The 25,652-nt window shown below is 48.7% G+C and carries 22 protein-coding genes and 2 pseudogenes; 12 read left to right on the top strand and 12 right to left on the bottom strand.

Features of this window, described 5'->3' with window-relative positions; genetic code table 11:
* Positions 1-8: 8 nt before the first annotated feature.
* From yiaN to yiaK, 5 genes are all read right to left on the bottom strand, one after another.
* The gene (gene yiaN, locus C1192_RS15940; RefSeq protein ID WP_000153834.1) at positions 9-1,286 is read right to left on the bottom strand and encodes a 2,3-diketo-L-gulonate TRAP transporter large permease YiaN; all 1,278 of its coding nucleotides are present in this window, start codon (positions 1,284-1,286) and stop codon (positions 9-11) included.
* Positions 1,287-1,288: 2 nt separating this feature from the next.
* Positions 1,289-1,756, bottom strand: coding sequence for a 2,3-diketo-L-gulonate TRAP transporter small permease YiaM (yiaM, locus tag C1192_RS15935; RefSeq protein WP_000827290.1), 468 nt, complete (start codon positions 1,754-1,756; stop codon positions 1,289-1,291).
* 113 nt (positions 1,757-1,869) lie between these two features.
* Complete coding sequence (locus C1192_RS15930) at positions 1,870-2,790, bottom strand: DUF4862 family protein (RefSeq protein ID WP_001517332.1); 921 nt, start codon at positions 2,788-2,790, stop codon at positions 1,870-1,872.
* 23 nt (positions 2,791-2,813) lie between these two features.
* Positions 2,814-3,278 carry a NanQ anomerase/TabA/YiaL family protein gene (locus C1192_RS15925; protein ID WP_000576113.1) on the bottom strand — a complete coding sequence of 155 codons (465 nt, stop codon included), beginning with the start codon at positions 3,276-3,278 and terminating at the stop codon, positions 2,814-2,816.
* An 11-nt stretch (positions 3,279-3,289) separates the two neighbouring features.
* Positions 3,290-4,282, bottom strand: coding sequence for a 3-dehydro-L-gulonate 2-dehydrogenase (yiaK, locus tag C1192_RS15920; RefSeq protein WP_038355711.1), 993 nt, complete (start codon positions 4,280-4,282; stop codon positions 3,290-3,292).
* 215 nt (positions 4,283-4,497) lie between these two features.
* Here yiaK and yiaJ point away from each other — a divergent pair, with 215 nt between their 5' ends.
* Entirely contained in the window at positions 4,498-5,328 is an 831-nt protein-coding gene (gene yiaJ / locus C1192_RS15915) for an IclR family transcriptional regulator YiaJ (RefSeq protein WP_038355712.1), read from the top strand.
* Between the two features lie 101 nt (positions 5,329-5,429).
* Complete coding sequence (locus tag C1192_RS15910; protein WP_001517331.1) at positions 5,430-5,903, top strand: 4Fe-4S dicluster domain-containing protein; 474 nt, start codon at positions 5,430-5,432, stop codon at positions 5,901-5,903.
* Positions 5,904-6,099: 196 nt separating this feature from the next.
* Here C1192_RS15910 and avtA read toward each other — a convergent pair.
* Together avtA and malS are read right to left on the bottom strand one after the other, a co-directional pair.
* A pseudogene (gene avtA, locus C1192_RS15905) lies at positions 6,100-7,353 on the bottom strand (valine--pyruvate transaminase).
* A gap of 175 nt (positions 7,354-7,528) precedes the next feature.
* Positions 7,529-9,559 carry an alpha-amylase gene (gene malS / locus C1192_RS15900; protein ID WP_038355713.1) on the bottom strand — a complete coding sequence of 677 codons (2,031 nt, stop codon included), beginning with the start codon at positions 9,557-9,559 and terminating at the stop codon, positions 7,529-7,531.
* A gap of 411 nt (positions 9,560-9,970) precedes the next feature.
* Here malS and C1192_RS15890 point away from each other — a divergent pair, with 411 nt between their 5' ends.
* Entirely contained in the window at positions 9,971-10,795 is an 825-nt protein-coding gene (locus C1192_RS15890) for a protein bax (RefSeq protein WP_001517329.1), read from the top strand.
* A gap of 129 nt (positions 10,796-10,924) precedes the next feature.
* On the opposite strand, the gene xylR is transcribed toward C1192_RS15890, so the two are convergent.
* The 4 genes from xylR to xylF all read right to left on the bottom strand — a co-directional run bounded on the left by xylR (position 10,925) and on the right by xylF (position 15,953).
* Positions 10,925-12,103 carry a D-xylose utilization transcriptional activator XylR gene (gene xylR, locus C1192_RS15885; protein WP_001517328.1) on the bottom strand — a complete coding sequence of 393 codons (1,179 nt, stop codon included), beginning with the start codon at positions 12,101-12,103 and terminating at the stop codon, positions 10,925-10,927.
* 78 nt (positions 12,104-12,181) lie between these two features.
* Entirely contained in the window at positions 12,182-13,363 is a 1,182-nt protein-coding gene (gene xylH / locus C1192_RS15880) for a xylose ABC transporter permease XylH (protein ID WP_038355714.1), read from the bottom strand.
* The gene (locus C1192_RS15875) at positions 13,341-14,882 is read right to left on the bottom strand and encodes a D-xylose ABC transporter ATP-binding protein (protein ID WP_038355715.1); all 1,542 of its coding nucleotides are present in this window, start codon (positions 14,880-14,882) and stop codon (positions 13,341-13,343) included. Before C1192_RS15875 ends, xylH begins: the two co-directional genes overlap by 23 nt.
* A 78-nt stretch (positions 14,883-14,960) precedes the next feature.
* Positions 14,961-15,953 carry a D-xylose ABC transporter substrate-binding protein gene (gene xylF, locus C1192_RS15870; RefSeq protein ID WP_038355716.1) on the bottom strand — a complete coding sequence of 331 codons (993 nt, stop codon included), beginning with the start codon at positions 15,951-15,953 and terminating at the stop codon, positions 14,961-14,963.
* 366 nt (positions 15,954-16,319) lie between these two features.
* Here xylF and xylA point away from each other — a divergent pair, with 366 nt between their 5' ends.
* The 4 genes from xylA to yiaA all read left to right on the top strand — a co-directional run bounded on the left by xylA (position 16,320) and on the right by yiaA (position 20,159).
* Positions 16,320-17,642: a xylose isomerase gene (gene xylA / locus C1192_RS15865; protein WP_038355717.1), complete on the top strand. Its 1,323-nt coding sequence runs from the start codon at positions 16,320-16,322 to the stop codon at positions 17,640-17,642.
* Between the two features lie 70 nt (positions 17,643-17,712).
* Complete coding sequence (xylB, locus tag C1192_RS15860; protein WP_001517326.1) at positions 17,713-19,167, top strand: xylulokinase; 1,455 nt, start codon at positions 17,713-17,715, stop codon at positions 19,165-19,167.
* Positions 19,168-19,334: 167 nt separating this feature from the next.
* A complete protein-coding gene (gene yiaB / locus C1192_RS15855; protein WP_001517325.1) occupies positions 19,335-19,676 on the top strand; it encodes an inner membrane protein YiaB in 342 nt (113 codons plus the stop codon).
* Positions 19,677-19,721: 45 nt separating this feature from the next.
* Complete coding sequence (gene yiaA / locus C1192_RS15850) at positions 19,722-20,159, top strand: inner membrane protein YiaA (protein WP_001517324.1); 438 nt, start codon at positions 19,722-19,724, stop codon at positions 20,157-20,159.
* 36 nt (positions 20,160-20,195) lie between these two features.
* Here yiaA and C1192_RS15845 read toward each other — a convergent pair whose 3' ends face one another.
* A complete protein-coding gene (locus C1192_RS15845) occupies positions 20,196-21,191 on the bottom strand; it encodes an acyltransferase (protein WP_001182628.1) in 996 nt (331 codons plus the stop codon).
* 176 nt (positions 21,192-21,367) lie between these two features.
* Here C1192_RS15845 and C1192_RS15840 point away from each other — a divergent pair, with 176 nt between their 5' ends.
* The 5 genes and pseudogenes from C1192_RS15840 to C1192_RS15820 form a co-directional block, all read left to right on the top strand.
* Entirely contained in the window at positions 21,368-21,664 is a 297-nt protein-coding gene (locus C1192_RS15840) for a YsaB family lipoprotein (RefSeq protein ID WP_038355718.1), read from the top strand.
* 95 nt (positions 21,665-21,759) lie between these two features.
* Positions 21,760-22,671, top strand: coding sequence for a glycine--tRNA ligase subunit alpha (gene glyQ, locus C1192_RS15835; protein WP_038355719.1), 912 nt, complete (start codon positions 21,760-21,762; stop codon positions 22,669-22,671).
* Positions 22,672-22,680: 9 nt separating this feature from the next.
* On the top strand, positions 22,681-24,750 hold the full coding sequence (gene glyS, locus C1192_RS15830; protein ID WP_001291753.1) for a glycine--tRNA ligase subunit beta: 2,070 nt from the start codon (positions 22,681-22,683) through the stop codon (positions 24,748-24,750).
* 80 nt (positions 24,751-24,830) lie between these two features.
* Complete coding sequence (locus C1192_RS15825; RefSeq protein WP_038355720.1) at positions 24,831-25,355, top strand: IS3 family transposase; 525 nt, start codon at positions 24,831-24,833, stop codon at positions 25,353-25,355.
* Between the two features lie 137 nt (positions 25,356-25,492).
* Positions 25,493-25,594: pseudogene (locus tag C1192_RS15820) on the top strand (IS3 family transposase); the annotation flags it as partial.
* Positions 25,595-25,652: the final 58 nt, after the last annotated feature.

Here is a 25,652-nt window from a genome sequence, read left to right as displayed (position 1 = left end):
TTTTCCTTTTAGCTCATCCATTTTAGTGGGGCGGTAATTAATTCTGGGATAAAAATAAATAATGCTAACAACATGAATAAAACCATGACGTAAGGCGCAACGCCTTTTACAGCATCGTCAAATTTAAGCTTCGCAACACCGCATATGACGTTAAGTACGTTACCAACCGGGGGCGTAATTAGCGAAATTGAGCAGTTAATAATAAACATAATGCCAAAATAGACAGGATCTATTCCCGCTTCTTTTACTAATGGCATTAATACCGGCGTAAGAATTAATACGGTAGGAGTTAAATCCATGACTGTACTGATCACCATAATGGCGAGCATAATTACGATGAATAATAAGCGAGGCGAGTCAACCAACGGTTGTAATAACTCCGATACCATCATCGGCAGTTCAGCAATGGTGATTAGCCATGCGGATACCGCTGCGGAAGCCACCAGGAACATCACCACGGAAGTGGTTTTCGCCGCGTTAACCAAAACATGGTAAAGCGTGGCGAACGTCATTTCGCGATAGACCACCACCGAGACAAACAAGGCGTAGAATGCCGCAACCGCGCCAGCTTCTGTTGGTGTGAATAATCCCGAACGGAAACCGCCAATAATAATTATTGGCAAAAAGAGTGCCCAAATACCGGAAACTAAAGATTGCCAGACTTCCCGCAGCGAGGCTTTCGGCTGGCAAGGCAGGTTTAGCCGTTTTGCCTGCCACCACCAGGTAATCATCAGCGTGATGCCCATCATGATGCCCGGCGCAATGCCAGCCATAAACAGTTTGCTGATGGATAACCCACTGGAGACACCGAAGATAATGAGTGGAATAGATGGCGGAATAATGGCCGCGATAATACCGCCCGATCCGATAAGCCCGGCGGCGCGGTTTACCGGATAGTTGGCCTGACGCATCATCGGTACCAACAGTGCCGCGACGGCAGCGGTATCGGCAACCGCAGAACCAGAAAGGCTTGCCATGATCATCGCAGCAAGAACGCCGACGTAACCCAGACCTCCCGGTCTGTGGCCTACCAGTTTCATCGGCAAGTCGACAATACGTTGCGACAGGCCGCCCGCGTTCATGATCTCACCCGCCAGTACAAAGAAGGGGATGGCTAACAGGGAGAAGCTGTCTGCACCATTGACCAGTGTTTGCGCCAGAATTTGCACATCAAAGATATCCATCCAGAACATCAATGAAATGCCACACAGTAATAATGCCCAGGCGATGGGAATACCAATGGCGATAGCCCCTAACAAACTGACAATAAATATAAGGATTGTCATCGTCAGGCTCCTTGTTGGTTTCGGCTGGGGGCACTTGTTAACTGCCGGTATAAATGGCGCAATTCCAGCAATGCGATAATCAGGCTAGTGGGGATTGCGGCGGCATACATTAAGCCAACAGGTACGCCGAGAATGGGCGATAAGTTACTCCAGTCTTGCGCTGTTTTTTCTATTGCCCCCCAGGCCAGGCCCAGGCAAAGCAATAAAATAAGCGTATGGGTTAGCAGCGAAACACGTTGTTGATTAGTGGGTGAGAGTTTTTCGACTAAGAAAGTAACCTGTACATGGCTGTTGTCCATAAACGCCACGATAGCGCCAATAAATGTTAACCAGACAAATAAAAGTCGGGATAATTCATCAATCGATAATATGCTTGTGTGAAATCCATATCGAAGAATTATATTAATAAAAATAATACAAGACAGTATTGCGATGATGACCGCAAGAATGCCTTCGAGCATCCGTTTCATAACGAGTCCTTCTTGTTATGTCATATGTTTTCATTAATTAATGTTGTAGGTATTCGTAATAATTATTGGAAACGACTAATTAGAGATTTAATGCGATATATGAGTGAAACGATTTAACGACATTCATTCATAGAGTGAATGCCGTTACGTAATATTTCGATACGGTGATGAACATCAGCAGTAGCATGGATTTCTAATAACTTGATGCCAGAAAATTGCAATGTTGATGGTTCTGCCACATTAAATAACTCGCTAACATGTTTTGTGGTCATCAGGCTTTGCGGGCAGAAAGGAGCGAATGGCGCGTGTAAGTCTTGCCATTCACCATATTCTCCGTTGAGTGTTGTTCCTGAGAACATCAGCGCACCGAGTTTCCCGGCCTGTTTTGCCATCAGGGCATGGGTAAGCGGTAATGTGGTATTGCGTCCTTCAATGGCCGAACGTGCCCAGTTGATACAGACGCTGATGTCATAATCAGCAATGACATCCAGAACATTTTCTAACGGCAAAAAACCTTTACGCGGAGCGGGGGAGGTCATGGCGTCGCAGTGTTCCAGCACCAGTTTGCACGGCCAGTCCCAGTTGGCGATTTCTTTCAACGAGCGGGCAAAAGCGTCTGTCGCTTGCATAACATTGGGATTGGTTGCTAATGGTGCAGCCTGGATCTCAAGTGCGAGCACTTTATTAGCCGGTAATGAGTTGATTTTATTGAACAGGTGGCGGTAGTACGCCACGCACGCCTTGCGTTGTTCTTCGTCGCTGGAGGCGAGACCAAAACCGTTGTTTTCGCTGCGGCGACGCATGGTTTCCATTACTGCGGTGACGACAAATTGCCAACTCTCTGGCGTATGACGGAGTAACCATTGATCGCCAAGAGGATGGAAATTTTCCAGGCAGGGTTGTTCCAGACCGCGAATATCAGGGGTCTCTGATAATTGTCGCCAGAATTCCTTCTCTTCCTCTTCACTTCTTTGGTGAAAAGAAGGTGCACAGGGATACGCGCCGATAATATAACCGGCATTATTCGCTTTCATTTTGTGCTCCAGTAATAACTTTTTTATAAAGCAGAGAGGGCTACTTTAACCACGATTTTCCGTATTGCCGCTGGGGCATTTTTATTACATGCCGGGCGGTGAACATCCTGCGGGAAGAAAATAGCGTAACTACCCGGTATCATTTCGATAAATGACTCATGCTCACTGTCGTGATAAAAAATAATATCGCGCTGTTCTAATAGATATTCGCTGACTTTATTATTTCCGGTATCAATGGCTACACCTATTTTCTCTTCGCCCCGCGCCAGGAACTGAATGTCCAAATAGCGACGATGAACTTCAGGGCGGTTTTCTACTGCTTCGCGAGTGGTTAAATCGATAATCTGCGCATAAATATTTTTACCGTCGATTTCAACAACGCCCGGTTCCAGAGCATTGAAATTGGTGGTGCGCAGAAAACCGAGTGCCTTTTCGATGGCAGCGGGTAAAAGGCACGGATTAGGCTGCGTGATATGTCCAAATATCATGGTCTGTCTCCTTATAACGCCTGGATTTTTGCCCACACGCTGTCATCAACCGTGATGCCGTTACGGCGGTTTTCTGCCAGCAGGGTGGTAAATTCGTGGCCTGGTAAACGAATTGCCTGGTTTTCGTCAGCACGCTCGGCGGTGGTAACGTAATCCATGATGCGTTGCAATTTGGCGTCGCGGGTGGTGCCGTCGATCAGTTTGTCCACTTCGATGGCGATGAAGATTTGTGAGATACCGTATTCGTCGCTGTTATCTTCGGTTACTTCGGCAACGGAGGCACCGTCGGAAAGCAGAGTGGCGATCATATCCAGCACAATCGACATACCGGACCCTTTCCAGTAACCCATCGGTAAAATGCGGCGATTTTTCTCGATTATGCCAGGTTCTTTAGTCAGATTGCCTTCATCGTCAAAGCCACCATCAACCGGTAACTGACGACCCGCCAGACGGTTAACCTCTAACATGCCGTAGGAGAACATCGACATATCGACCATGGTGATCGGCGTGGAAGGAATGGCGACGATTAATGGGTTGGTGCCAATACGACACTCTTTCGCACCCCACGGTGGCATCACCGCGATAGAGTTGGTCCAGCAGATGCCGATATAGCCTTTTTCCGCTGCCTGCCAGCCGTAGCTGCCTCCGCGCATCCAGTGGTTGGCATTGCGTAACGCTACCAGACCAATCCCATGATGTGCAGCCAGTTCAATGGCGCGATCCATCATCTTTTTCGCCGTCAGGTTACCGATTGAGCGCTGGGCATCCCACTGCTCAATTGCCCCAAGGCTGGTGATACGTTTGGCCCCGGCGTCAGGGATGATATCGCCATTATCCAGTTGTTGGATAAAACGCGGGAAACGGTTAACGCCGTGAGAATAAACGCCGGATTCGGTGGTACGGGCAAACATTTCTGCACAGGCATCGGCGGTTTCGCTGTCAACGCCGCGTGAAACTAATACCCGGTTAAAGGCTGCTTTTAACTGCTCAAATGTCACTTTCATCCCTGGTTTCCTTGTTTTTTTGAACGCTTTTTTAGCTTAAAATTCCACTATGCGAAATTTGATTTCAAATATATCGATCACTTTTTAACAAAGCAATCTGATTGATGATTTTCAAAAATCATAAAAATCAAAAAGTTATAATTTATCTGTTGAGATCGTGAACTGCGACACACTTTGCGCTACCATCAGGGCGCGCCAAAAAGGGGAGGTAAGCGATGGGAAAAAAAGAGCACGAGATAGCGCAGGATAAAGAGCGGCCTGCCGGAAGTCAGAGCTTGTTTCGGGGGTTGATGTTGATTGAGATCCTGAGCAACTACCCAAACGGTTGTCCGCTGGCGCATCTCTCGGAACTGGCTGGACTGAATAAAAGCACCGTCCATCGCTTATTGCAGGGGTTACAGTCCTGTGGCTATGTGACCACCGCGCCCGCAGCAGGCAGCTATCGCCTGACGACCAAATTTATTGCTGTCGGGCAAAAGGCGCTGTCATCGCTAAATATCATTCATATTGCTGCGCCGCATCTTGAGACGCTGAACATCGCCACCGGTGAAACGATTAACTTCTCCAGCCGCGAAGATGATCACGCGATCTTGATTTATAAACTCGAACCTACCACCGGTATGCTGCGAACCCGCGCCTATATCGGTCAGCATATGCCGCTCTACTGCTCTGCGATGGGTAAGATCTATATGGCATTTGGTCACCAGGATTACGTGAAATCGTATTGGGAAAGCCATCTGAATGAGATCCAGCCGCTAACCCGCAATACCATTATCGATTTGCCCGCGATGTTTGACGAACTGGCGCAGATTCGTGAAAGTGGAGTGGCGATGGACAGAGAAGAGAATGAACTCGGTGTTTCCTGTGTTGCTGCACCAGTATTTGATATTCACGGACGGGTGCCGTATGCCGTATCTATCTCTCTTTCTACGTCGCGTCTGAAACAGGTGGGGGAGAAGAATCTCCTGAAACCACTGCGTGAAACTGCCCAGGCTATCTCCAATGAGCTGGGATTTACCGTCCGGGAGCAGGGCGTGATCACATAATATCCGGGATAAGTGACAAAACTGTAACAATCCCTTTGTTGGATCAAAGCAATAATGGCGCGCTTTCTGGCACGCTGCGGTTTTAGTGCAAAGGAGTGATCATGAACCGGTTTATTATTGCGGATGCGACGAAATGTATCGGTTGCCGTACCTGTGAAGTGGCCTGCGCAGTGTCGCATCAGGAGAATCAGGATTGTGCTGCGTTGTCACCAGGCGAGTTTATTTCGCGTATTCGTGTCATCAAAGACCATACCTGTACCACGGCAGTAGCCTGTCATCAGTGTGAAGATGCGCCGTGCGCGAATGTCTGCCCTGTGGACGCGATTCGCCGCGAACATGGACATATCTTCGTGGAACAATCACGTTGTATTGGCTGTAAAAGCTGTATGCTGGCATGTCCGTTTGGTGCGATGGAAGTCGTTTCATCGCGCGCAAAGGCGAGGGCGATTAAGTGCGATCTCTGCTGGCATCGGGCGACGGGACCGGCTTGTGTTGAAGCCTGCCCGACACAGGCGTTGCAATGTATGGATGTCGAGAAAATCCAGCGTCAACGACTACAGCAGCAACCTGTTTGAGACGTTATTCCGGCGCTTCTCAACGCCGGAATAACGTATTAATCAGAGGGTTGGCAAAGCGCGCTTTGTTTATGCCGGATACAGCCTGAACACCTTACTCGGCCTACAAAATCACACAAATTCAATATGTTGTATAATTCGTGTGGGCCTGATAAGCGTAGCGAATCAGGCTATTTTGCGTTTGCCATCAGTCTCATTAATGGCTTTCAACCCAGGCGCGTTCAATCTCTTCCGCCAGAATCTTCACACCCGCCTCAATTTTTTCCGGTTCCGGCACGTAATTCATGCGCATACATTGATGCGTGTGTGGCCACGGTTTATCCAGCCCGGGGAAGAAATTATGCCCCGGCACCATCAGTACACCGCGCGCTTTCAGGCGCTGATAAAGCTGCTCGGTGGTAATCGGCAAATCCTTAAACCATAGCCAGAGGAAGATTGCCCCTTCAGGTTTATGAATCAGGCAGCGATCTTCCGGTAAATAGCGGCGAATGATGGCGATAGTTTCCTGAACACGCTGGTAGTAAAACGGTTTAATCACCGTTTCTGACAGGCGCAGCAGGTCGTTACGCTTAATCATTTCACACATCATTGCCGGGCCAATACCGCCAGGTGCGAGGCTGATAATGCCGTTCATATTGGTGATGGCGGTAATGATTTTTTCATTGGCGATGATAATGCCGCAGCGCGAACCCGGCAGACCCAGCTTGGAAAGGCTCATGCACAGCACGATATTCGGATTCTACAGCGGGCGCGCTTCGCTGAAGATGATGCCAGGGAACGGGACGCCATAAGCGTTATCAATCACCAGCGGAATGCCGTGCTGATTTGCCAGCGCATCTAGTTTCAGCAACTCTTCATCGGTTATTACATTGCCTGTTGGGTTCGTCGGTCGGGAGACGCAAATCATCCCCGTTTCTTCGCCAATGTGCAGATGCTCAAAATCGACGTGATATTTAAACTGACCTTCTGGCAGCAGTTCAATATTTGGGCGCGCAGAAACGAACAGATCTTCTTCCAGTCCGGCGTCCGCGTAGCCAATGTATTCCGGAGCCAGCGGGAACAGCACTTTTTTGATCCGTCCATCGGCACGGCGTCCGGCAAACAGATTAAATAAGTAGAAAAACGCGCTCTGGCTGCCATTTGTTAGTGCAATATTCTGTGGTTCGATATCCCAACTTAGTTTCTCACGTAGCATCCCGGCAAGTAGCGACAGTAGCTCCGTCTTTCCTTGTGGGCCGTCGTAATTGCACAGCGCATCCGTTGCTTTACCGCTTTCCAGCATGTCGGACAGCAGTGTCTGGAAGTAGTCCTGCATTTCCGGGATCTGCGCCGGGTTTCCGCCGCCGAGCATAATTGCGCCGGGTGTGCGTAAACCGTCGTTTAGATCTTCCATCAGCAGTGTAATGCCGGAGTGGCGGGTAAATTTGTCACCAAAAAGGGAGAATGTCATAGCGGGATATCATTCGAACTCTGAAGCAAGGAAAGTAACAATAACGCTACATTTGCCAGGGTGCAAATCGGGCTTCTGCAAGAGGTTGGCGTGTTATGCTGAGTTTTTTATTTATGCTGGCATTTTATACTAAAAGGTGGCTTCCCGGCATACTGCAAGCGGGAAGCCGGAAAAGTTACGGTTGCCCCGCCCAGACGACCATCACTTTATCGTCGCCGTATTCACGGACGAATCCATAACCTTGTTTCAGTGACAATGCGGTGTGTTTACCCGCACCAATGGCTGGATGCTGTGCGCGGAACTGGCCGATGCGTTGCCAGTGCGCAACGCTGGTGGCAGATTTACCGCTAACATCCTGCCTGTTCATATCCGAACGTGTGCCTTGCAGCGGATCAGAACCAGTGGCACCGAATGGACGCGAGGACTCATCGCCATAAAAGATTTGTACCGCACCTGGCGCCAGTAACAATAACTCTGCGGCTTTATCGCCCCCTTCGCGGAACAAGCGGGTATCGTGTGAGGAGAGGTAGCTCAGCACGTTGAAATCCTGTAGTTTCTCTGCCATTTGCTGCCAGGTCGTATCCATCTGCGCCAGGCAACCGACCGCTTTCGCTGCCTGCTCCTGATAATCGAAATTGATCATCGCGTCGAAGCCGTGGTGATAGTAGTCACTTTTCATCACGCCGTGACCCCAGGCTTCGCCAGTCATCCAGAAAGGATTGTCATCTAACGCTTTTCCAGGGTTAGCGCTCTTCCACTCTTTCAGGGCGGCGCTGGCCTGGGTTTTCAGTTGCTGCCAGGCTGGCAACTCAACATGTTTGGCGGTATCGACCCGAAAACCATCAATACCGTAGTCGTGAACCCATTGGCTTAACCAGTGGGTTAAATAATCGCGAGGGGTAAAGCCGTCGACAGATTTTGCGTGAGTATCCGGTTTGTTTTTATAGAACACCGGCAGACCAGAAGCAGTGGTAGATTCTGTTTTGATATCCGGCAAAAAGGCCAACGACATGGTGAGATCGTCGAATCCTGGATTGTCGTAATCACCGATATCCGTTCTGATCCAGTTTTTTCCCCACCATTTATCCCAGCCAGCTTTGTCGCTGAAATTAATGTAATCGTTGAAGCTATGCCAGGTTTGCCCGGCTGCGGGTTTCCAGTCGCTCCAGCGGTTGCCCAGCGTTTTTTGTAACTCGTCGCCGGAAAGATACAATGCGCCAAACTGATACTCCTGCATATCCGCCAGCGTGGCATAGCCGGTATGGTTCATCACCACATCAAAGAGAATACGGATACCTCGCTGGTGCGCGCCATCAACCAATGCTTGCAGATCGGCTTCGTTGCCCATATTGGCATCAAGATTCGTCCAGTCCTGGGTGTAGTAACCGTGGTAGGCATAATGTGGGAAATCGCCTTTTGTACCGCCGCCAACCCAGCCATGAATTTGCTCAAAGGGGGCGCTGATCCACAGGGCATTGACGCCCAGTTGCTGGAGATAATCCAGTCTGTTGGTCAGGCCACGTAAATCTCCGCCGTGAAAAGTACCAATTTCCTCCATGCCATCTTTATGACGACCATAGCTCTGGTCGTTGCTGGGATCACCGTTTTCGAAACGGTCTGTCAGCACAAAGTAAACCGTGGCGTTATGCCAGTTGAAGGGGGCGGACGTGTCGGTTTCTGCCCGTTCCAGCAGCAGCAAGCCATTACTGGTGGCGGCAGGTTGTAACGTTATTTGACCGTTCTTCACCGTCGCGATTTGTTGGCTGTAATAATCACGGATTACCGTACCTTCCGGGAAGGTAGCGCTGACATTAAGCGTCAATGGCTGTCCATCCCATTTTGGGCATTCATGGATCTGGTTTGCTATTGGTTCGGCAGTGTTTTGGATCGAAATCATCAATGTTGGCGTGCCGGAGCGGGTGTCTATTTGCAGCTTATATTCACCATCTCTGAACAATCGCCATTGTGGCGGTGTGTTGTTACAAGGTTGCAGAGAAAGCATCTGATTGAGTTTTATTGCATTCGCAGGCTGCCAGCATTGTTGATTAAAATTCAGCGTCAACGAACGCGTACCTTTGGTCAGCGGTGCGTGGCTGACAAATGTTCCTGTGCTCTCTTCAGTAAAGGTGGGAAATCCCTGAGAAGTCCAGCCAGCGGCAACGGCAAAGCCGGGAATGAGTGTCAGAAAACAGACGGCAAGTTTCATAACGGATGAGTCCTTGTTGCTGCGAATTTCACCAGTTTGCCAGTGATAATACTGGTAAAACTCCTCCCTGATGAGGATTGCGCCAGGATGAGACGAAAGGGGGAGTATTTCACCTGAGATTTAAGCTTATTTTTTGCGATAACCCCCACATTTTCTGCGATTTAGCACCAATCTGAACCATTACCGCGTGACATAGTTTCAGATTTGGACTATTCCTTGGGGTGCTCTTGGCCGCTATTTTTGATATGATTTGAGATTCAACTCTCAAATTTGGGAAAAATATTGCTCTAAATAATTCGAGTTGCAGGACAAAACACCGAGGGTGTTTTGAACAGCGTTTGCGCAGTACATGCAACTTGAACTATGACGAGTATAAGGTGTTTGAATGATTAAATCCGATCAGGAGACCTGATGATTTTGACTCCCATACGACGATATGGGGCGATGATTCTTATGTTACTCACTCTGGTGTTTTCGAGTGAGGTGTTAGCGAAGACGCATACAACAACAGCGAGTCAGAAGTCCCATTTAACTAAAGCTAGTAATAAACAGGTAAGCAGTAAACAAGAGTATTCTCGCAATAGTGCAAAGAGCAGTTCACTTCCTGATTTGCGAAAATACCCTTCCGGAACACCAAGAAAAAAAGCGTTTCTCCGGACCGTGATGCCCTATATTACCAGCCAAAATGCTGCCATTACGGCGGAACGTAACTGGCTGATTTCAAAACAATACCAGGGACAATGGTCACCTGCAGAGCGTGCGCGTTTGCAAGATATCGCCAAACGCTACAAGGTGAAGTGGTCTGGTAATACGCGAAAAATCCCGTGGAATACGCTGCTTGAACGTGTAGATATTATTCCTACCAGCATGGTGGCGACGATGGCTGCGGCAGAAAGCGGTTGGGGTACGTCAAAACTGGCGCGTAGCAACAACAACCTGTTCGGCATGAAATGCATGAAAGGGCGTTGCACCAATGCACCGGGTAAAGTGAAGGGATACTCACAATTTAGTTCTGTCAAAGAATCGGTGAGCGCCTATGTCACTAACCTGAATACGCACCCGGCTTACGCTTCGTTCCGTAAATCGCGCGCGCAATTGCGTAAAGCGGATCAGGAAGTTACCGCTACAGCGATGATTCATAAGCTGAAAGGTTATTCAACGAAAGGGCAGAGTTATAACAACTACCTGTTCGCGATGTACCAGGATAACCAGCGGTTAATCGCCGCACATATGTAATTGCATTCCTTTCAGCCTTATCCGACTTGTTGGTCGGATAAGGCTTTTGCTCTGCGTCAGGTGGCTGTGCAACATTGCCTGATGCGACGTTAACGCTTCTCATGATGCCTGACCGCTTTTTCACTCTCGCTACAGCATTACCTCGCTATTTACATCGCGATACTCTTTAGGCGTCGTGTCATACGCTTTTTTAAATACAGAGTAGAAATATTGCAGCGATGGATAACCGCACATTTGCGATATCTCGTTGATCGACAAGGTAGTAGAAATCAGCAGGCTGCGCGCTTTCTCCAGCTTCTCGGCATGAATCATGGCGTGAATGGTTTCACCCACCTCTTCTTTAAAACGCTTCTCAAGATTGGAGCGCGATATGCCAACTGCATCGAGTACCTGATCCACTTTTATGCCTTTGCAGGCGTGATTGCGGATGTAATGCATGGCCTGAATAACAGCGGGGTCGGTCAGCGAACGGTAATCCGTAGAGCGCCGTTCAATAACGCGTACAGGCGGAACCAGAATCCGCTGCAACGGCATCTTTTCTTTATCTAATAACCGATGCAGAAGTTTTGCCGCCTGATAGCCCATTTGCCGCGCGCCCTGGGCGACAGAAGAGAGGGCGACACGCGAAAGATAACGGGTCAGTTCTTCGTTATCGATGCCAATCACGCATAATTTTTCCGGTACGGGAATATGCAAATGCTCGCATACTTGCAGAATATGCCGCGCTCTGGCGTCAGTGACGGCAATAATCCCTGTTTGCGGTGGTAGCGTTTGTAGCCAGTCGGCCAGTCGGTTTTGCGCGTGCTGCCAGTTCTCTGGCGCGGTTTCCAGCCCCTGATAAACGACTCCGCGGTACTTTTCCTCAGCAACAAGCTGGCGAAACGCATATTCGCGTTCGGCTGCCCAACGTTTGCCGCTAGATTCCGGCAAACCGTAAAAAGCAAAGCGGTTAACGCCTTTCTCTTTTAAATGCAAAAATGCGCTTTCAACCAGCGCATAGTTATCGGTGGCAATGTAATGTACGGGTGGGTAACTTTCTGCCAGGTGATACGAACCACCAACTCCGACAATAGGGACGTCGACATCAGCCAGCGCCTGCTCGATTTGTGTATCATCGAAGTCGGCTATGACGCCATCTCCTAACCAGTCCTTGATTTTGTCAATGCGGGCGCGGAAATCTTCTTCAATGAAAATATCCCATTCCGATTGTGACGCCTGTAAATATTCCCCTACGCCTTCTACTACCTGACGATCATAGGCTTTATTAGCATTGAACAGTAATGTGATGCGGTGACGTTTAGTAAACATGGTTCTTTTCCTGCTGAATCATGCAAAAAACTCAAAACCGGCAATAAGTTACCGGCTTTGAGAAAATTTTTATCAAAATCAGGAACGGCGTTTGGTTGCGGAGTCCATCCATACTGCCAGCAACAGAATCGCACCTTTGACGATATACTGCCAGAAGGTTGGTACATCCATCATACTCATACCGTTATCCAGTGAAGCCATGATGAATGCCCCCATTACTGCTCCGGCAACACTCCCCACACCACCTGCCAGACTAGTACCGCCAATCACGCAGGCTGCAATCGCGTCCAGCTCAGCGATATTACCCGCAGAAGGTGAACCAGCGCCAAGCCGCGAACTAAGAATTAACCCGGCGATGGCCACCATCAAACCGTTGATAGCAAATACGGCAAGTTTGGTGCGTTCAACGTTAATTCCAGAGAGTCGCGCGGCTTCCAGATTGCCACCGATAGCGTAAATGCGTCTCCCAAAAGCTGTTCGTGTTGCCATAAACATTCCTCCGAGCAACAGCAACGTCAGCAGCAGAACAGGTGTGGGAACGCCACGGTAATCATTCAGCAGCCAGATTGCACCTAAAACGATAATGGCGGTTAATGCCTGGCGACCGACTACTGCTGTAGATGCCGGGGACTGCAAACCCAAAGCCTGACGGCGCATTCTTCCGCGCCACTGCCAGCCGACAAAAGCCATTAAGCCAAGCGCGCCGATGATGAAACCGGTGCTGGCTGGTAGATAGCTTTGCCCAATTTGTGACATCGCGGCGCTGGTGGGTGAAACGGTCGTACCATTGGTGATGCCAATAAGGATGCCGCGAAATGTCAACATGCCCGCCAGGGTGACAATAAAAGAAGGTACTTTGCGATAAGCTACCCACCAACCATTCCAGGCACCGAGAAGCAGCCCCAGTACTAACGTAACAATGATGGTGAGTGGCAGCGGCCAGCCTAACCAGACGTCACAGATAGCGGCGACGCCACCTAGCAACCCCATCATGGAACCGACCGAGAGGTCGATTTCAGCGGAAATAATGACGAACACCATCCCTACTGCGAGGATGCCAGTAATCGCGGTCTGACGGAGCAAGTTGGATACGTTACGGGCGCTTAAATAGGCACCGTCAGTAGTCCAGGTAAAGAACAGCATGATGGCGATGATTGCAGCAATCATCACGAAGACTTGTAAATTCAGTGATTTCAGCACAGAGAAGCCACCGGATGTCGGTACGGCTAATTTCACTTCAGACGGATTGCTTTTCGACATGATGTTCGCTCCTCAATGCGGCTTCCATCACCTGCTCCTGAGTCAGGTTATGATTTATCAGGTTGGCTTTTAATTTTCCTTCATGCATCACCAGTACACGATCGCTAAGACCAAGCACTTCAGGTAATTCAGAAGAGATGACAATAACGGCGATGCCTTGCTGGACGAGTTGGTTAATTAATTTGTAGATCTCGTATTTCGCGCCAATATCGATACCCCTGGTGGGTTCATCAAGAATGAGAATACGCGGGTTGAGCAACAGACAGCGTGCGAGGATCGCTTTTTGTTGATTGCCGCCGCTCAAACGTCCAATAGCAAGTTCCGGTGACGACGTTTTCACTTTGAGTTGCTGGATTGATTCCAGAATGCATTTTTGTTCTGCAGCATCATCAAGTTGGCTAATACCACTGGTAAATTTGTTGAGTGCGGCGAGGGTAATATTTTTGCCAACTGCCATTACCGGAACGATGCCATCGCGCTTTCTGTCTTCCGGCACCATCGCAATACCCTGAGCGATGGCTTGTTGGCAATTACGAATATCTACCTGTTCACCATCGATAAATATTTTCCCTTCCCACTGTCCGGGCCAGACGCCAAACAGACATTGGATGGTCTCGGTGCGCCCGGCGCCGACTAACCCTGTAATACCCAGTATTTCACCGCGTTTCAGAGAAAAAGAAACATCGTTAACCCGTTTAATATGACGATTAACCGGATGCCATGCCGTCAAGTGCTCAATGCGTAATATTTCATCACCAGTGGTATGTGGTTCGTTAGGGTAAAGTGCTGTTAATTCTCGCCCTACCATCATAGTGATAATATCGTCTTCGCTCATTCCGGTTGCATCGCGGGTTCCTATATGCAGACCATCGCGAATAACGCAAATCGTGTCGGAAATTGCTTTGACTTCGTTGAGTTTGTGCGAGATATAGATGCAGGCTATGCCGTGTTGTTGCAGATCGCGAATAATATCCAGTAAAACCGTAGTTTCCAGCTCGGTTAATGAGGCTGTCGGTTCATCGAGAATTAACAAACGTACCTGTTTATTTAGCGCCTTGGCAATTTCAACCAGTTGTTGTTGCCCAAGCCCTAAGTCGCCAACGCGGGTATCTGGTGAAATGGATAAACTGACTTGTGCTAATAGCTTCTGGCAGCGTAGCGTCATCAGGTCATAATCCATAATACCATTATGGGTTATTTCATTGCCCAGAAAGATATTTTCCAGCACGGTCAATTCTTTCACCAGCGCTAATTCCTGGTGAATGATGGCGATACCTTTTTGTTCGGTATCGCGAATATGGCTCGCCTGGATTACTTCACCTGCAAAAATAATTTCACCTTCATAACTACCAAAAGGATAAATTCCGCACAGCACTTTCATTAATGTTGATTTACCCGAACCGTTCTCACCACAGAGTGAGACGATTTCGCCAACGCTCAACCGCAAACTGACGTTATCAATTGCCTTCACCGTGCCAAAGGTTTTGGTAATGTTCTTCATTTCAAGTAGATAAGACATAACGACTCCACCTAAACCAATCAATTCACGCGGCATGGAGAGAAATCACACCCCCGGCCAGCGCCGGGGAGGTAACGCTTAAAGCTCGCTCTCTTTGTGGAATCCGTCTTTAATTACCGTATCCTTGATGTTGTTTTTATTCACATCGATAGGTGTCAGCAGGCGGGATGGAACATCTTTCAAGCCATTATTTAACGTAGTATCTGCTTTCGGTTCCTGACCATTGCCCAACTCAACGGCAATTTCTGCCGCGATATTTGCCAACAAAGTAATAGGTTTATACACCGTCATGGTTTGCGTTCCCGCGGCAATACGTTTAACTCCCGCGAGATCCGCATCCTGGCCGGAAATAGCCACTTTCCCTGATAAACCTTGCGCGCTTAATGCCTGAATTGCCCCACCGGCGGTAGCATCGTTTGAAGCGACAACTGCATCAATTTTGTTATTGTTAGCTGTCAGCGCGTTTTCCATAATTTTTAGCGCATTTTCTGGTAACCAGCCATCAACCCATTGGTCGCCAACGACTTTAATTTTTCCTGAATCAACATAGGGTTTTAATACTTTCATTTGCCCGGCGCGGAACAGTTTGGCGTTGTTATCGACCGGGGAGCCGCCCATTAGGAAATAATTTCCTTGCGGGACGATATCGACCAGGGCTTTTGCTTGCAGTTCACCGACTTTTTCGTTATCGAAAGAAATATAAAAATCGATATCCGCGTCGTTAATCATGCGATCGTAAGCTAATACTTTAATACCCTCTTGTTTGGCTTCTTTTACAACGTTACTTAATACCTGACCGTTATATGGAATAATGACGAGAACATCGACGCCCCGGTTAATCATGTTTTCAATCTGCGACATTTGGGTTTCTTCATTGCCATTTGCAGATTGCACGAATACTTTCGCACCGAGAGATTCCGCTTTTTTCACAAAGATATCACGATCTTTTTGCCAGCGCTCAAGACGGAGATCATCAATTGCCATTCCTATTTTGACTTCTTTGGCGTGCGCCGCGACGTTTGTAAGCAGGAGTGAGGTGCAAAGGGTGAGTAAAATATTCTTTATTTTCATGGTGTAGAGGCCTTCTTTTGTTAGAGGACAGCTTTAATAAGTAACAATCACCGCGATAAACGTAATCAATTTTTAGCAACTAAACAGGGGAAAACAATTACAGATTTTTATCTTTCGATTACGATTTTTGGTTTATTTCTTGATTTATGACAGAGATCTTACTTTTGTTGCTTAATTGTACTTGTTGCATTTTTCTCTTCGAGGAATTACCCAGTTTCATAATTCCATATTATTTTGCGAGCTAGCGCACACTTGTGAATTATCTCAATAGCAGTGTGAAATAACATAATTGAGCAACTGAAAGGGAGTGCCCAATATTACGACATCAACCATCACACGCGGCATTACCTGATTATGGAGTTCATTATGCAAGCCTATTTTGACCAGCTCGATCGCGTTCGTTACGAAGGTCCAAAATCCTCTAACCCGTTAGCATTCCGTCATTACAACCCCGACGAACTGGTGCTGGGCAAGCGTATGGAAGACCACTTGCGTTTTGCCGCCTGCTACTGGCATACCTTCTGCTGGAACGGAGCGGATATGTTTGGTGTAGGCGCGTTTAACCGTCCGTGGCAGCAACCTGGCGAGGCATTGGCACTGGCGAAGCATAAAGCTGATGTCGCATTCGAGTTCTTCCACAAATTACATGTGCCATTTTATTGCTTCCATGACGTGGATGTTTCTCCGGAAGGCGCGTCGTTAAAAGAGTACATCAATAACTTTGCGCAAATGGTTGATGTGCTGGCTGGCAAACAAGAAGAGAGCGGTGTGAAATTGTTGTGGGGAACCGCTAACTGCTTTACTCATCCTCGCTATGGCGCGGGCGCGGCGACGAATCCAGATCCCGAAGTCTTTAGCTGGGCGGCAACTCAGGTTGTTACCGCGATGGAAGCGACGCATAAGTTGGGCGGTGAAAACTATGTATTGTGGGGCGGTCGTGAAGGTTATGAAACTTTACTGAATACTGACCTGCGTCAGGAACGTGAACAGCTTGGTCGCTTTATGCAGATGGTTGTTGAACATAAACATAAAATAGGCTTCCAGGGCACATTACTTATCGAACCGAAACCGCAAGAGCCGACTAAACATCAATATGACTACGATGCCGCGACGGTCTATGGCTTCCTGAAACAGTTTGGTCTCGAAAAAGAAATTAAACTGAATATTGAAGCTAACCACGCGACGCTGGCGGGTCACTCTTTCCACCATGAAATTGCCACCGCCATTGCGCTTGGTCTGTTCGGCTCAGTCGATGCTAACCGCGGCGAAGCGCAGCTTGGCTGGGATACTGACCAGTTCCCGAACAGTGTGGAAGAGAACGCGCTGGTAATGTATGAAATCCTTAAAGCAGGCGGTTTCACGACCGGCGGTCTGAACTTTGATGCCAAAGTACGTCGTCAGAGTACTGATAAGTATGATCTGTTCTACGGTCATATTGGGGCGATGGATACGATGGCGTTGGCATTGAAAATTGCAGCACGCATGATTGAAGACGGCGAATTGGATAAACGCGTAGCGCAACGTTATTCCGGTTGGAATAGCGAACTGGGTCAGCAAATCCTGAAAGGCCAAATGTCACTGGTGGATTTAGCAAAATATGCTCAGGAACATAATCTGGCTCCGGTGCATCAGAGTGGACGCCAGGAGCAGTTGGAAAACCTGGTAAATCATTATCTGTTCGACAGATAACGGCTAATTGCGCAGTCTCAAGCCCGGTTATCGGTAGCGATACCGGGCATTTTTTTAAGGAACGATCGCTATGTATATCGGGATAGATCTTGGCACATCGGGCGTAAAAGTTATTTTGCTCAACGAGCAAGGTGAGGTGGTCGCTTCGCAAACGGAAAAACTGACCGTTTCGCGTCCGCATCCACTCTGGTCGGAGCAAGATCCGGAACAGTGGTGGCAGGTGACTGATCGCGCGATGAGAACCCTGGGTGAGCAGCATTCTCTGCGAGACGTTAAAGCATTGGGTATTGCCGGGCAAATGCACGGTGCAACTTTACTTGATGCTCAACAGCGGGTGCTACGTCCTGCCATTTTGTGGAACGACGGGCGCTGTGCAGAGGAGTGCGTTTTGCTGGAATCGCGAGTTCCGCAATCGCGGACGATTACCGGCAACCTTATGATGCCCGGATTTACTGCGCCTAAATTGCTGTGGGTTCAGCGGCATGAGCCGGAGATATTCCATCAAATCGACAAAGTATTATTACCGAAAGATTATTTGCGTCTGCGTATGACGGGGGAGTTTGTTAGTGATATGTCTGATGCGGCTGGCACCATGTGGTTGGATGTCGCAAAGCGAGATTGGAGTGATGTCATGCTGGAGGCTTGCCAGCTATCTCGTGATCAGATGCCAGCATTATACGAAGGCAGCGATATTACTGGCACTTTGCTACCCGAGGTTGCAAAAGCGTGGGGAATGGCGGCGGTGCCAGTTGTCGCGGGCGGCGGTGATAATGCGGCAGGTGCGATTGGTGTGGGTATGGTGGATGCCAACCAGGCAATGTTGTCGTTGGGAACTTCGGGGGTTTATTTTGCAGTAAGCGAAGGGTTCTTAAGCAAGCCGGAAAGTGCTGTACACAGCTTTTGTCATGCTTTACCGGAGCGTTGGCATTTAATGTCTGTAATGTTGAGTGCGGCATCGTGTCTGGACTGGGCGGTGAAATTAACCGGCATGGGTGATGTTCCCGCTTTAATTACTGCAGCGCAGCAGGCTAATGAGAGTGTCGATCCTGTCTGGTTTTTACCTTATCTTTCCGGCGAGCGTACGCCGCACAATAACCCACAGGCAAAGGGCGTTTTCTTCGGTCTGACCCATCAGCACGGCCCCGCGGAACTGGCGCGTGCCGTATTGGAAGGCGTGGGGTATGCGTTAGCCGATGGTATGGATGTCGTACATGCCTGCGGCATTCAACCGCAAAGTATTACATTGATTGGTGGTGGCGCACGTAGCGAGTACTGGCGCCAGATGCTGGCGGATATCAGTGGTCAGCAACTAGATTACCGCACAGGCGGCGATGTGGGGCCTGCATTGGGCGCAGCGAGGCTGGCTCAGATTGCGATGAATCCAGATAAATCACTCGCTGAACTGTTACCACAACTGCCGTTGGAACAGTCGCATCAGCCGGATGCACAACATTATGCTGCTTATCAGCCACGACGAGAAACTTTCCGTCGTCTCTATCAGCAACTTCTGCCGATGATGACATAATATTTTCCCCTGTCTTATGTGACGGGGGATAATTCACAACTATGTATATTTATAATTTATTAATTTTTTATATGAATTTATTCTGAAAATCATTTGTTAATGGTGTTTTTCAGTTTTGTCTTTTGTTGGTTACTCGTAATGTATCGCAGGTAGATATGGAGATCGTTATGAAAACCTCAAAGACTGTGGCAAAACTATTATTTGTTATCGGGGCGCTGGTTTATCTGATTGGACTATGGATCTCATGCCCATTGTTAAGCGGCAAAGGCTATTTTCTTGGCGTGTTAATGACGGGGACTTTTGGCAACTATGCCTATCTGCGCGCAGAAAAACTTGGGCAACTGGATGAATTCTTTATTCGTGTCTGCCAGTTAGTTGCGTTAATCACTATCGGTCTTTTGTTTATCGGTGTTTTAAATGCGCCCATTAACGCGTATGAGATGGTGATCTATCCGCTCGCCTTTTTCGTCTGCTTGTTTGGTCAAATGCGCTTGTTCCGCACGGTATGATCGACATAAAGCTCTTAATGATTCAGGAATGAAAGGAAATCTGTGATGGAAAACAAAATATCAACCTATTCTCCAGCATTCGGTATTGTGTCATGGATAGCTCTCGCAGGCGGTATCGTTACCTATCTGTTAGGGCTATGGAATGCAGAGATGCAGTTAAATGAAAAAGGGTATTATTTTGCCGTGTTGGTGTTAGGGCTGTTTTCGGCAGCTTCCTATCAAAAGACCGTTCGGGATAAATATGAAGGCATTCCTACTACGTCTATTTATTATATGACCTGCCTGGTGGTCTTTATCATCTCTGTCGCTTTACTGATGGTAGGTCTGTGGAATGCAACGTTATTACTTAGTGAAAAAGGTTTTTATGGATTGGCCTTCTTTTTAAGCTTGTTTGGTACGGTAGCGGTGCAGAAGAATATCCGTGATGCCGGAATCAACGCATCAAAAGAAACGATGACTGTGCAGGAAGAATATAGCGAATAACCCACGTAAGCCCGGTCACACTGACCGGGTTTTTACTTAACTCACTAATCTGTTTTTGTCGATTCGTTGCACCAGCACAGAAAGTAACAAACTTGCTGCCAGCGTCGCGCAAAAGATCCAAATAATATCCAGTATTGGCCAGTTTTTAAGCTCAATACCACCGGTACGCAGCGCATGGATAATCAACGCGTGGAATCCGTATATACCTAAAGAATGGCGGGATATCAGCCCAAGCCCGCGAATAGTGTGCGTATCCAGAGTATTTTTTACCAGAGTCAGTAACGCGATTGCGCAGATAAAAACCATCGGTCCACAGTAAAGATACCAGGTATCGGCAAAGTTTCCGCGCCACTGTAATTCATATAATGTCCCACGAGAGATAATAAATACTCCCGCTATAAACAGTGCGGCACTCATCCACGATAGAGATTTATGTTGTGTGTTCATCATCCCAATGGCGCGGCCCAGCATGCCATACAGGATGTAGTAAAAAGTATCGCCATTGATATATAAGTTAATTGGTAACCATTCAAAACCGTCGATCTTCTGGGGCACTGTGTTTGGGTTGGCGATGATGCCAATCACCACCATTAGCACCAGCAACATTTTACCGCTGATGTTTTTTACCTGAACCAGTGGCGAAACCAGATAAATCACCGCAATCGCGAAGAAAAACCATAAGTGATAAAACACCGGTTTTTGCAGCAGTTTTTTCAGCGATAACTCCACATTGATGGAGGTAAACAGCGCAATGTAGAGCAGTGCGACGACGCTATAAAACAGCAGACACAAGCCGATACGCAAGAAATGACGCGGTTGGGCGCTACGTTCGCCAAAAAAGAGATAGCCGGAAATCATGAAAAATAGCGGCACGCTGACACGAGAGGCCGAATTTAGAACATTCGCGATATCCCAGGTTACAGGGCTAACATTATGGGCATTGGTCACATACCAGGTAGTGGTATGAATCATCACCACCATTAAACAAGCTATCCCTCGCAGGTTATCAATCCAATAAATTTTGGGCTGCATCTGTGTCTCTGTATCTGGTTAAAAAAAGTCTGACCGATAAATCATTCGGCTGATGCACTGGAATAATCTGAGTTTGATCACTACATCTTAGAGATGCTTGAGAAAATTTATAAGATCCAGCCACTATACCGATATTAATAATAAGACTCACCTGCAAACCAGACGGTAATTTAACGATGATGAACTATTTCTTTCCGGCAATGACGCTCATTGTGTTAGTGGGATGTTCGGCACCACCACCCGAACAGAAAGCGCAACGGGTAAAGGTTGAACCGCTGCGTTCGTTGAATATGGAAATCTTGTGCAAGGATCAGGTGGCAAAACGTTATAACACTGGCGAGCAAAAAAACGACATCATCGCGTTTGAACAGTTCCAGGGGAGCTATGAAATGCGCGGTTATACCTTCAGGAAAGAACAGTTTGTCTGTTCTTTTGACGTGGATGGCCATTTTTTGCATCTTTCCATGCGTTAAGCGCAGCCTTTTTCCCGTTTCGTACTGTATATCTTCCATCCAGCGGGTATACTGATCCCTTCCTTTAAATCCACACGTATCCAGCACGAAATAATATGCAAAAGTTTGATACCAGGACCTTCCAGGGCTTGATCCTGACCTTACAGGATTACTGGGCTCGCCAGGGCTGCACCATTGTTCAACCATTGGACATGGAAGTCGGCGCGGGAACCTCTCACCCAATGACCTGTCTGCGCGCGCTGGGGCCAGAACCGATGGCGGCTGCTTATGTTCAGCCTTCTCGTCGCCCGACCGATGGTCGTTACGGCGAAAACCCCAACCGTTTACAGCACTACTATCAGTTCCAGGTGGTGATTAAGCCATCACCGGACAATATCCAGGAGCTGTACCTCGGTTCTCTGAAAGAGCTGGGCATGGATCCGACTATCCACGATATCCGTTTCGTGGAAGACAACTGGGAAAACCCGACGCTGGGTGCCTGGGGACTGGGCTGGGAAGTGTGGCTGAACGGCATGGAAGTAACGCAGTTCACTTACTTCCAGCAGGTTGGTGGTCTGGAGTGTAAACCGGTTACCGGTGAGGTCACCTACGGTCTGGAACGTCTGGCGATGTATATTCAGGGCGTAGATAGCGTTTATGACCTGGTCTGGTGCGACGGCCCGCTGGGTAAAACCACCTACGGTGACGTCTTCCATCAGAACGAAGTGGAGCAATCCACCTACAACTTCGAATACGCGGATGTGGACTTCCTGTTCACCTGCTTCGAGCAGTACGAGAAAGAAGCACAGCAATTGCTGGCGCTGGAAAATCCGCTGCCGTTGCCAGCCTACGAACGTATTCTGAAAGCCGCCCACAGCTTCAACCTGCTGGATGCGCGTAAAGCCATCTCTGTCACCGAGCGTCAGCGTTACATTCTGCGCATTCGCACCCTGACCAAAGCAGTGGCAGAAGCATACTATGCTTCCCGTGAAGCCCTCGGCTTCCCGATGTGCAACAAAGACAAGTAAGAGGCGGCCATGTCTGAGAAAACTTTTCTGGTGGAAATTGGCACTGAAGAGCTGCCACCAAAAGCACTGCGCAGCCTGGCAGAGTCCTTTGCTGCGAACTTTACTGCGGAGCTGGATAACGCCGGTCTCGCACACGGTACTGTTGAATGGTTTGCTGCTCCGCGTCGTCTGGCGCTGAAAGTGGCTAACCTTGCGGAAGCACAGCCTGATCGTGAAATCGAAAAACGTGGCCCGGCAATTGCCCAGGCATTTGACGCCGAAGGCAAACCGAGCAAAGCTGCAGAAGGTTGGGCGCGTGGTTGCGGGATCTCCGTTGACCAGGCTGAGCGTCTGACTACTGACAAAGGTGAATGGTTGCTGTATCGCGCTCACGTGAAGGGCGAAAGCACCGAAGCGCTGATACCGAACATGGTAGCTACTTCGCTTGCGAAATTGCCGATTCCGAAACTGATGCGCTGGGGCGCAAGCGACGTACACTTCGTGCGTCCAGTTCATACTGTGACTTTGCTGCTGGGCGATAAAGTCATTCCGGCAACCATTCTGGGTATTCAGTCCGATCGCGTGATTCGCGGCCACCGCTTTATGGGCGAGCCGGAAATTACTATCGATAATGCCGATCAATATCCGGAAATTCTGCGTGAGCGCGGTAAAGTCATCGCTGATTACGAAGAACGTAAGGCGAAGATTAAAGCCGATGCCGAAGAAGCCGCGCGTAAGATTGGCGGTAACGCTGACTTAAGCGAAAGCCTGCTGGAAGAAGTGGCTTCGCTGGTGGAATGGCCTGTCGTTCTGACTGCGAAATTTGAAGAGAAATTCCTCGCGGTGCCGTCTGAAGCACTGGTTTACACCATGAAAGGTGACCAGAAATACTTCCCGGTGTATGCGAATGACGGCAAATTGCTGCCGAACTTTATCTTCGTTGCCAACATCGAATCAAAAGATCCGCAGCAAATTATCTCCGGTAATGAAAAAGTCGTTCGCCCGCGTCTGGCGGATGCGGAGTTCTTCTTTAATACCGACCGTAAAAAACGTCTGGAAGATAACCTGCCGCGTCTGCAAACCGTGCTGTTCCAGCAACAATTAGGTACGCTGCGCGACAAGACTGACCGCATTCAGGCGCTGGCTGGCTGGATTGCTGAACAGATTGGTGCTGACGTCAACCACGCGACCCGTGCGGGGCTGCTGTCCAAGTGTGACCTGATGACCAATATGGTCTTCGAGTTCACTGACACTCAGGGCGTGATGGGTATGCACTACGCGCGCCACGATGGCGAAGCGGAAGATGTGGCTGTCGCGCTGAACGAGCAGTATCAGCCGCGCTTTGCTGGTGATTCTCTGCCGTCTAACCCGGTGGCCTGTGCGCTGGCGATCGCTGACAAGATGGATACTCTGGCTGGTATCTTCGGTATTGGTCAGCATCCGAAAGGCGATAAAGACCCGTTTGCGCTGCGTCGTGCGGCACTCGGCGTGTTGCGTATTATCGTCGAGAAGAACCTGAACCTCGATCTGCAAACGCTAACCGAAGAAGCGGTGCGTCTGTACGGCGATAAGCTGACCAACGCTAATGTGGTCGATGACGTTATCGACTTTATGCTTGGCCGTTTCCGTGCCTGGTATCAGGACGAAGGTTATACCGTCGACACCATCCAGGCCGTTCTGGCGCGCCGCCCAACTCGTCCGGCAGATTTCGATGCCCGTATGAAGGCCGTATCGCACTTCCGTACTCTGGAAGCAGCGGCAGCACTGGCGGCAGCGAATAAGCGTGTATCCAACATTCTGGCGAAATCTGACGAAGTCCTGAGCGATCGTGTGAACGCATCTACCCTGAAAGAGCCGGAAGAAATTAAGCTGGCGATGCAGGTGGTTGTACTGCGCGACAAGCTGGAGCCATACTTCGCTGAAGGTCGTTACCAGGATGCGCTGGTCGAACTGGCTGAACTGCGTGAACCGGTTGACGCCTTCTTCGATAAAGTGATGGTTATGGTTGATGATAAAGATCTGCGTATCAACCGTCTGACCATGCTGGAAAAACTGCGCGAATTGTTCCTGCGCGTTGCGGATATTTCGTTGTTGCAGTAATAACTCCTTTAATAAGAAGCCTGCCAGATTGGACTGCACCCCAAAAGTTGGACACCCAACTGATTAAGGTGCAGTTTTTTATGGCAAAGCCAAAATATTCTCTCGAAACCAGATTAGCTGTCGTTAATCATTATCTTGCCGGACACGATGGCGCACGTCGTACCGCTGAACGTTTTGGTGTTGAAGAAACACTTGTGCGACGCTGGGTAAGAGCCTGGCAACTCCACGGTATTGATGATATTACATGGAAAAATGACCGCCACTCTCCTGAGTTTCGACTGACGGTTGTTCTGAAGGCTCTGAGTGAAGAACTTACCATGCGCGAGGCCGCCGCACGGTTTAATATCTCAAATGAATCCGTGGTCCGGCACTGGGTGAAGGTTTACAAAGACACCGGTGAAGAAGGACTTCTGAACATAAAACCAGGTCGGAGCAAGGACATGACAAAACCTCAAAAAACACCTCCAATTACCGATGCAGAACTGGAAAAGTTATCTCCCGAAGAACTGCGGGCGGAACTCCGTTACCTTCGCGCAGAGAATGCCTATCTAAAAAAGCTGAAGGCCTTAGTTCAAAGCGAGAAAAACGGCAGAAAGCCCGGATAATCAGTGAGCTAAGGCTTAAGCATGCGCTCGGTGATCTTCTGCGTGCAGCGGGTATGTCCCGCAGTACGTGGTATCACAATATGAATGCCCTGAAGCGAGTGGACAGGCATGCCGGACTGAATGAACTGAGGAAGGCGATAGAGGACTATATCCATTATTATAACAACGAGCGGATCAGCCTGAAATTAAAAGGCCTGAGTCCGGTAGAATACCGAACCCAGACCCTGAAAGCCGCTTAACATGAACTGTCCAACTTTATGGGGTCAGTCCAAGACAAATAAAAAAATCCCCGCCAAT

The organism is Escherichia marmotae, assembly GCF_002900365.1.
Lineage (GTDB): Bacteria > Pseudomonadota > Gammaproteobacteria > Enterobacterales > Enterobacteriaceae > Escherichia > Escherichia marmotae.
The sequence above is the reverse complement of the archived record's forward strand: the minus strand, read 5'-3'. Positions and strand labels throughout refer to the sequence as shown.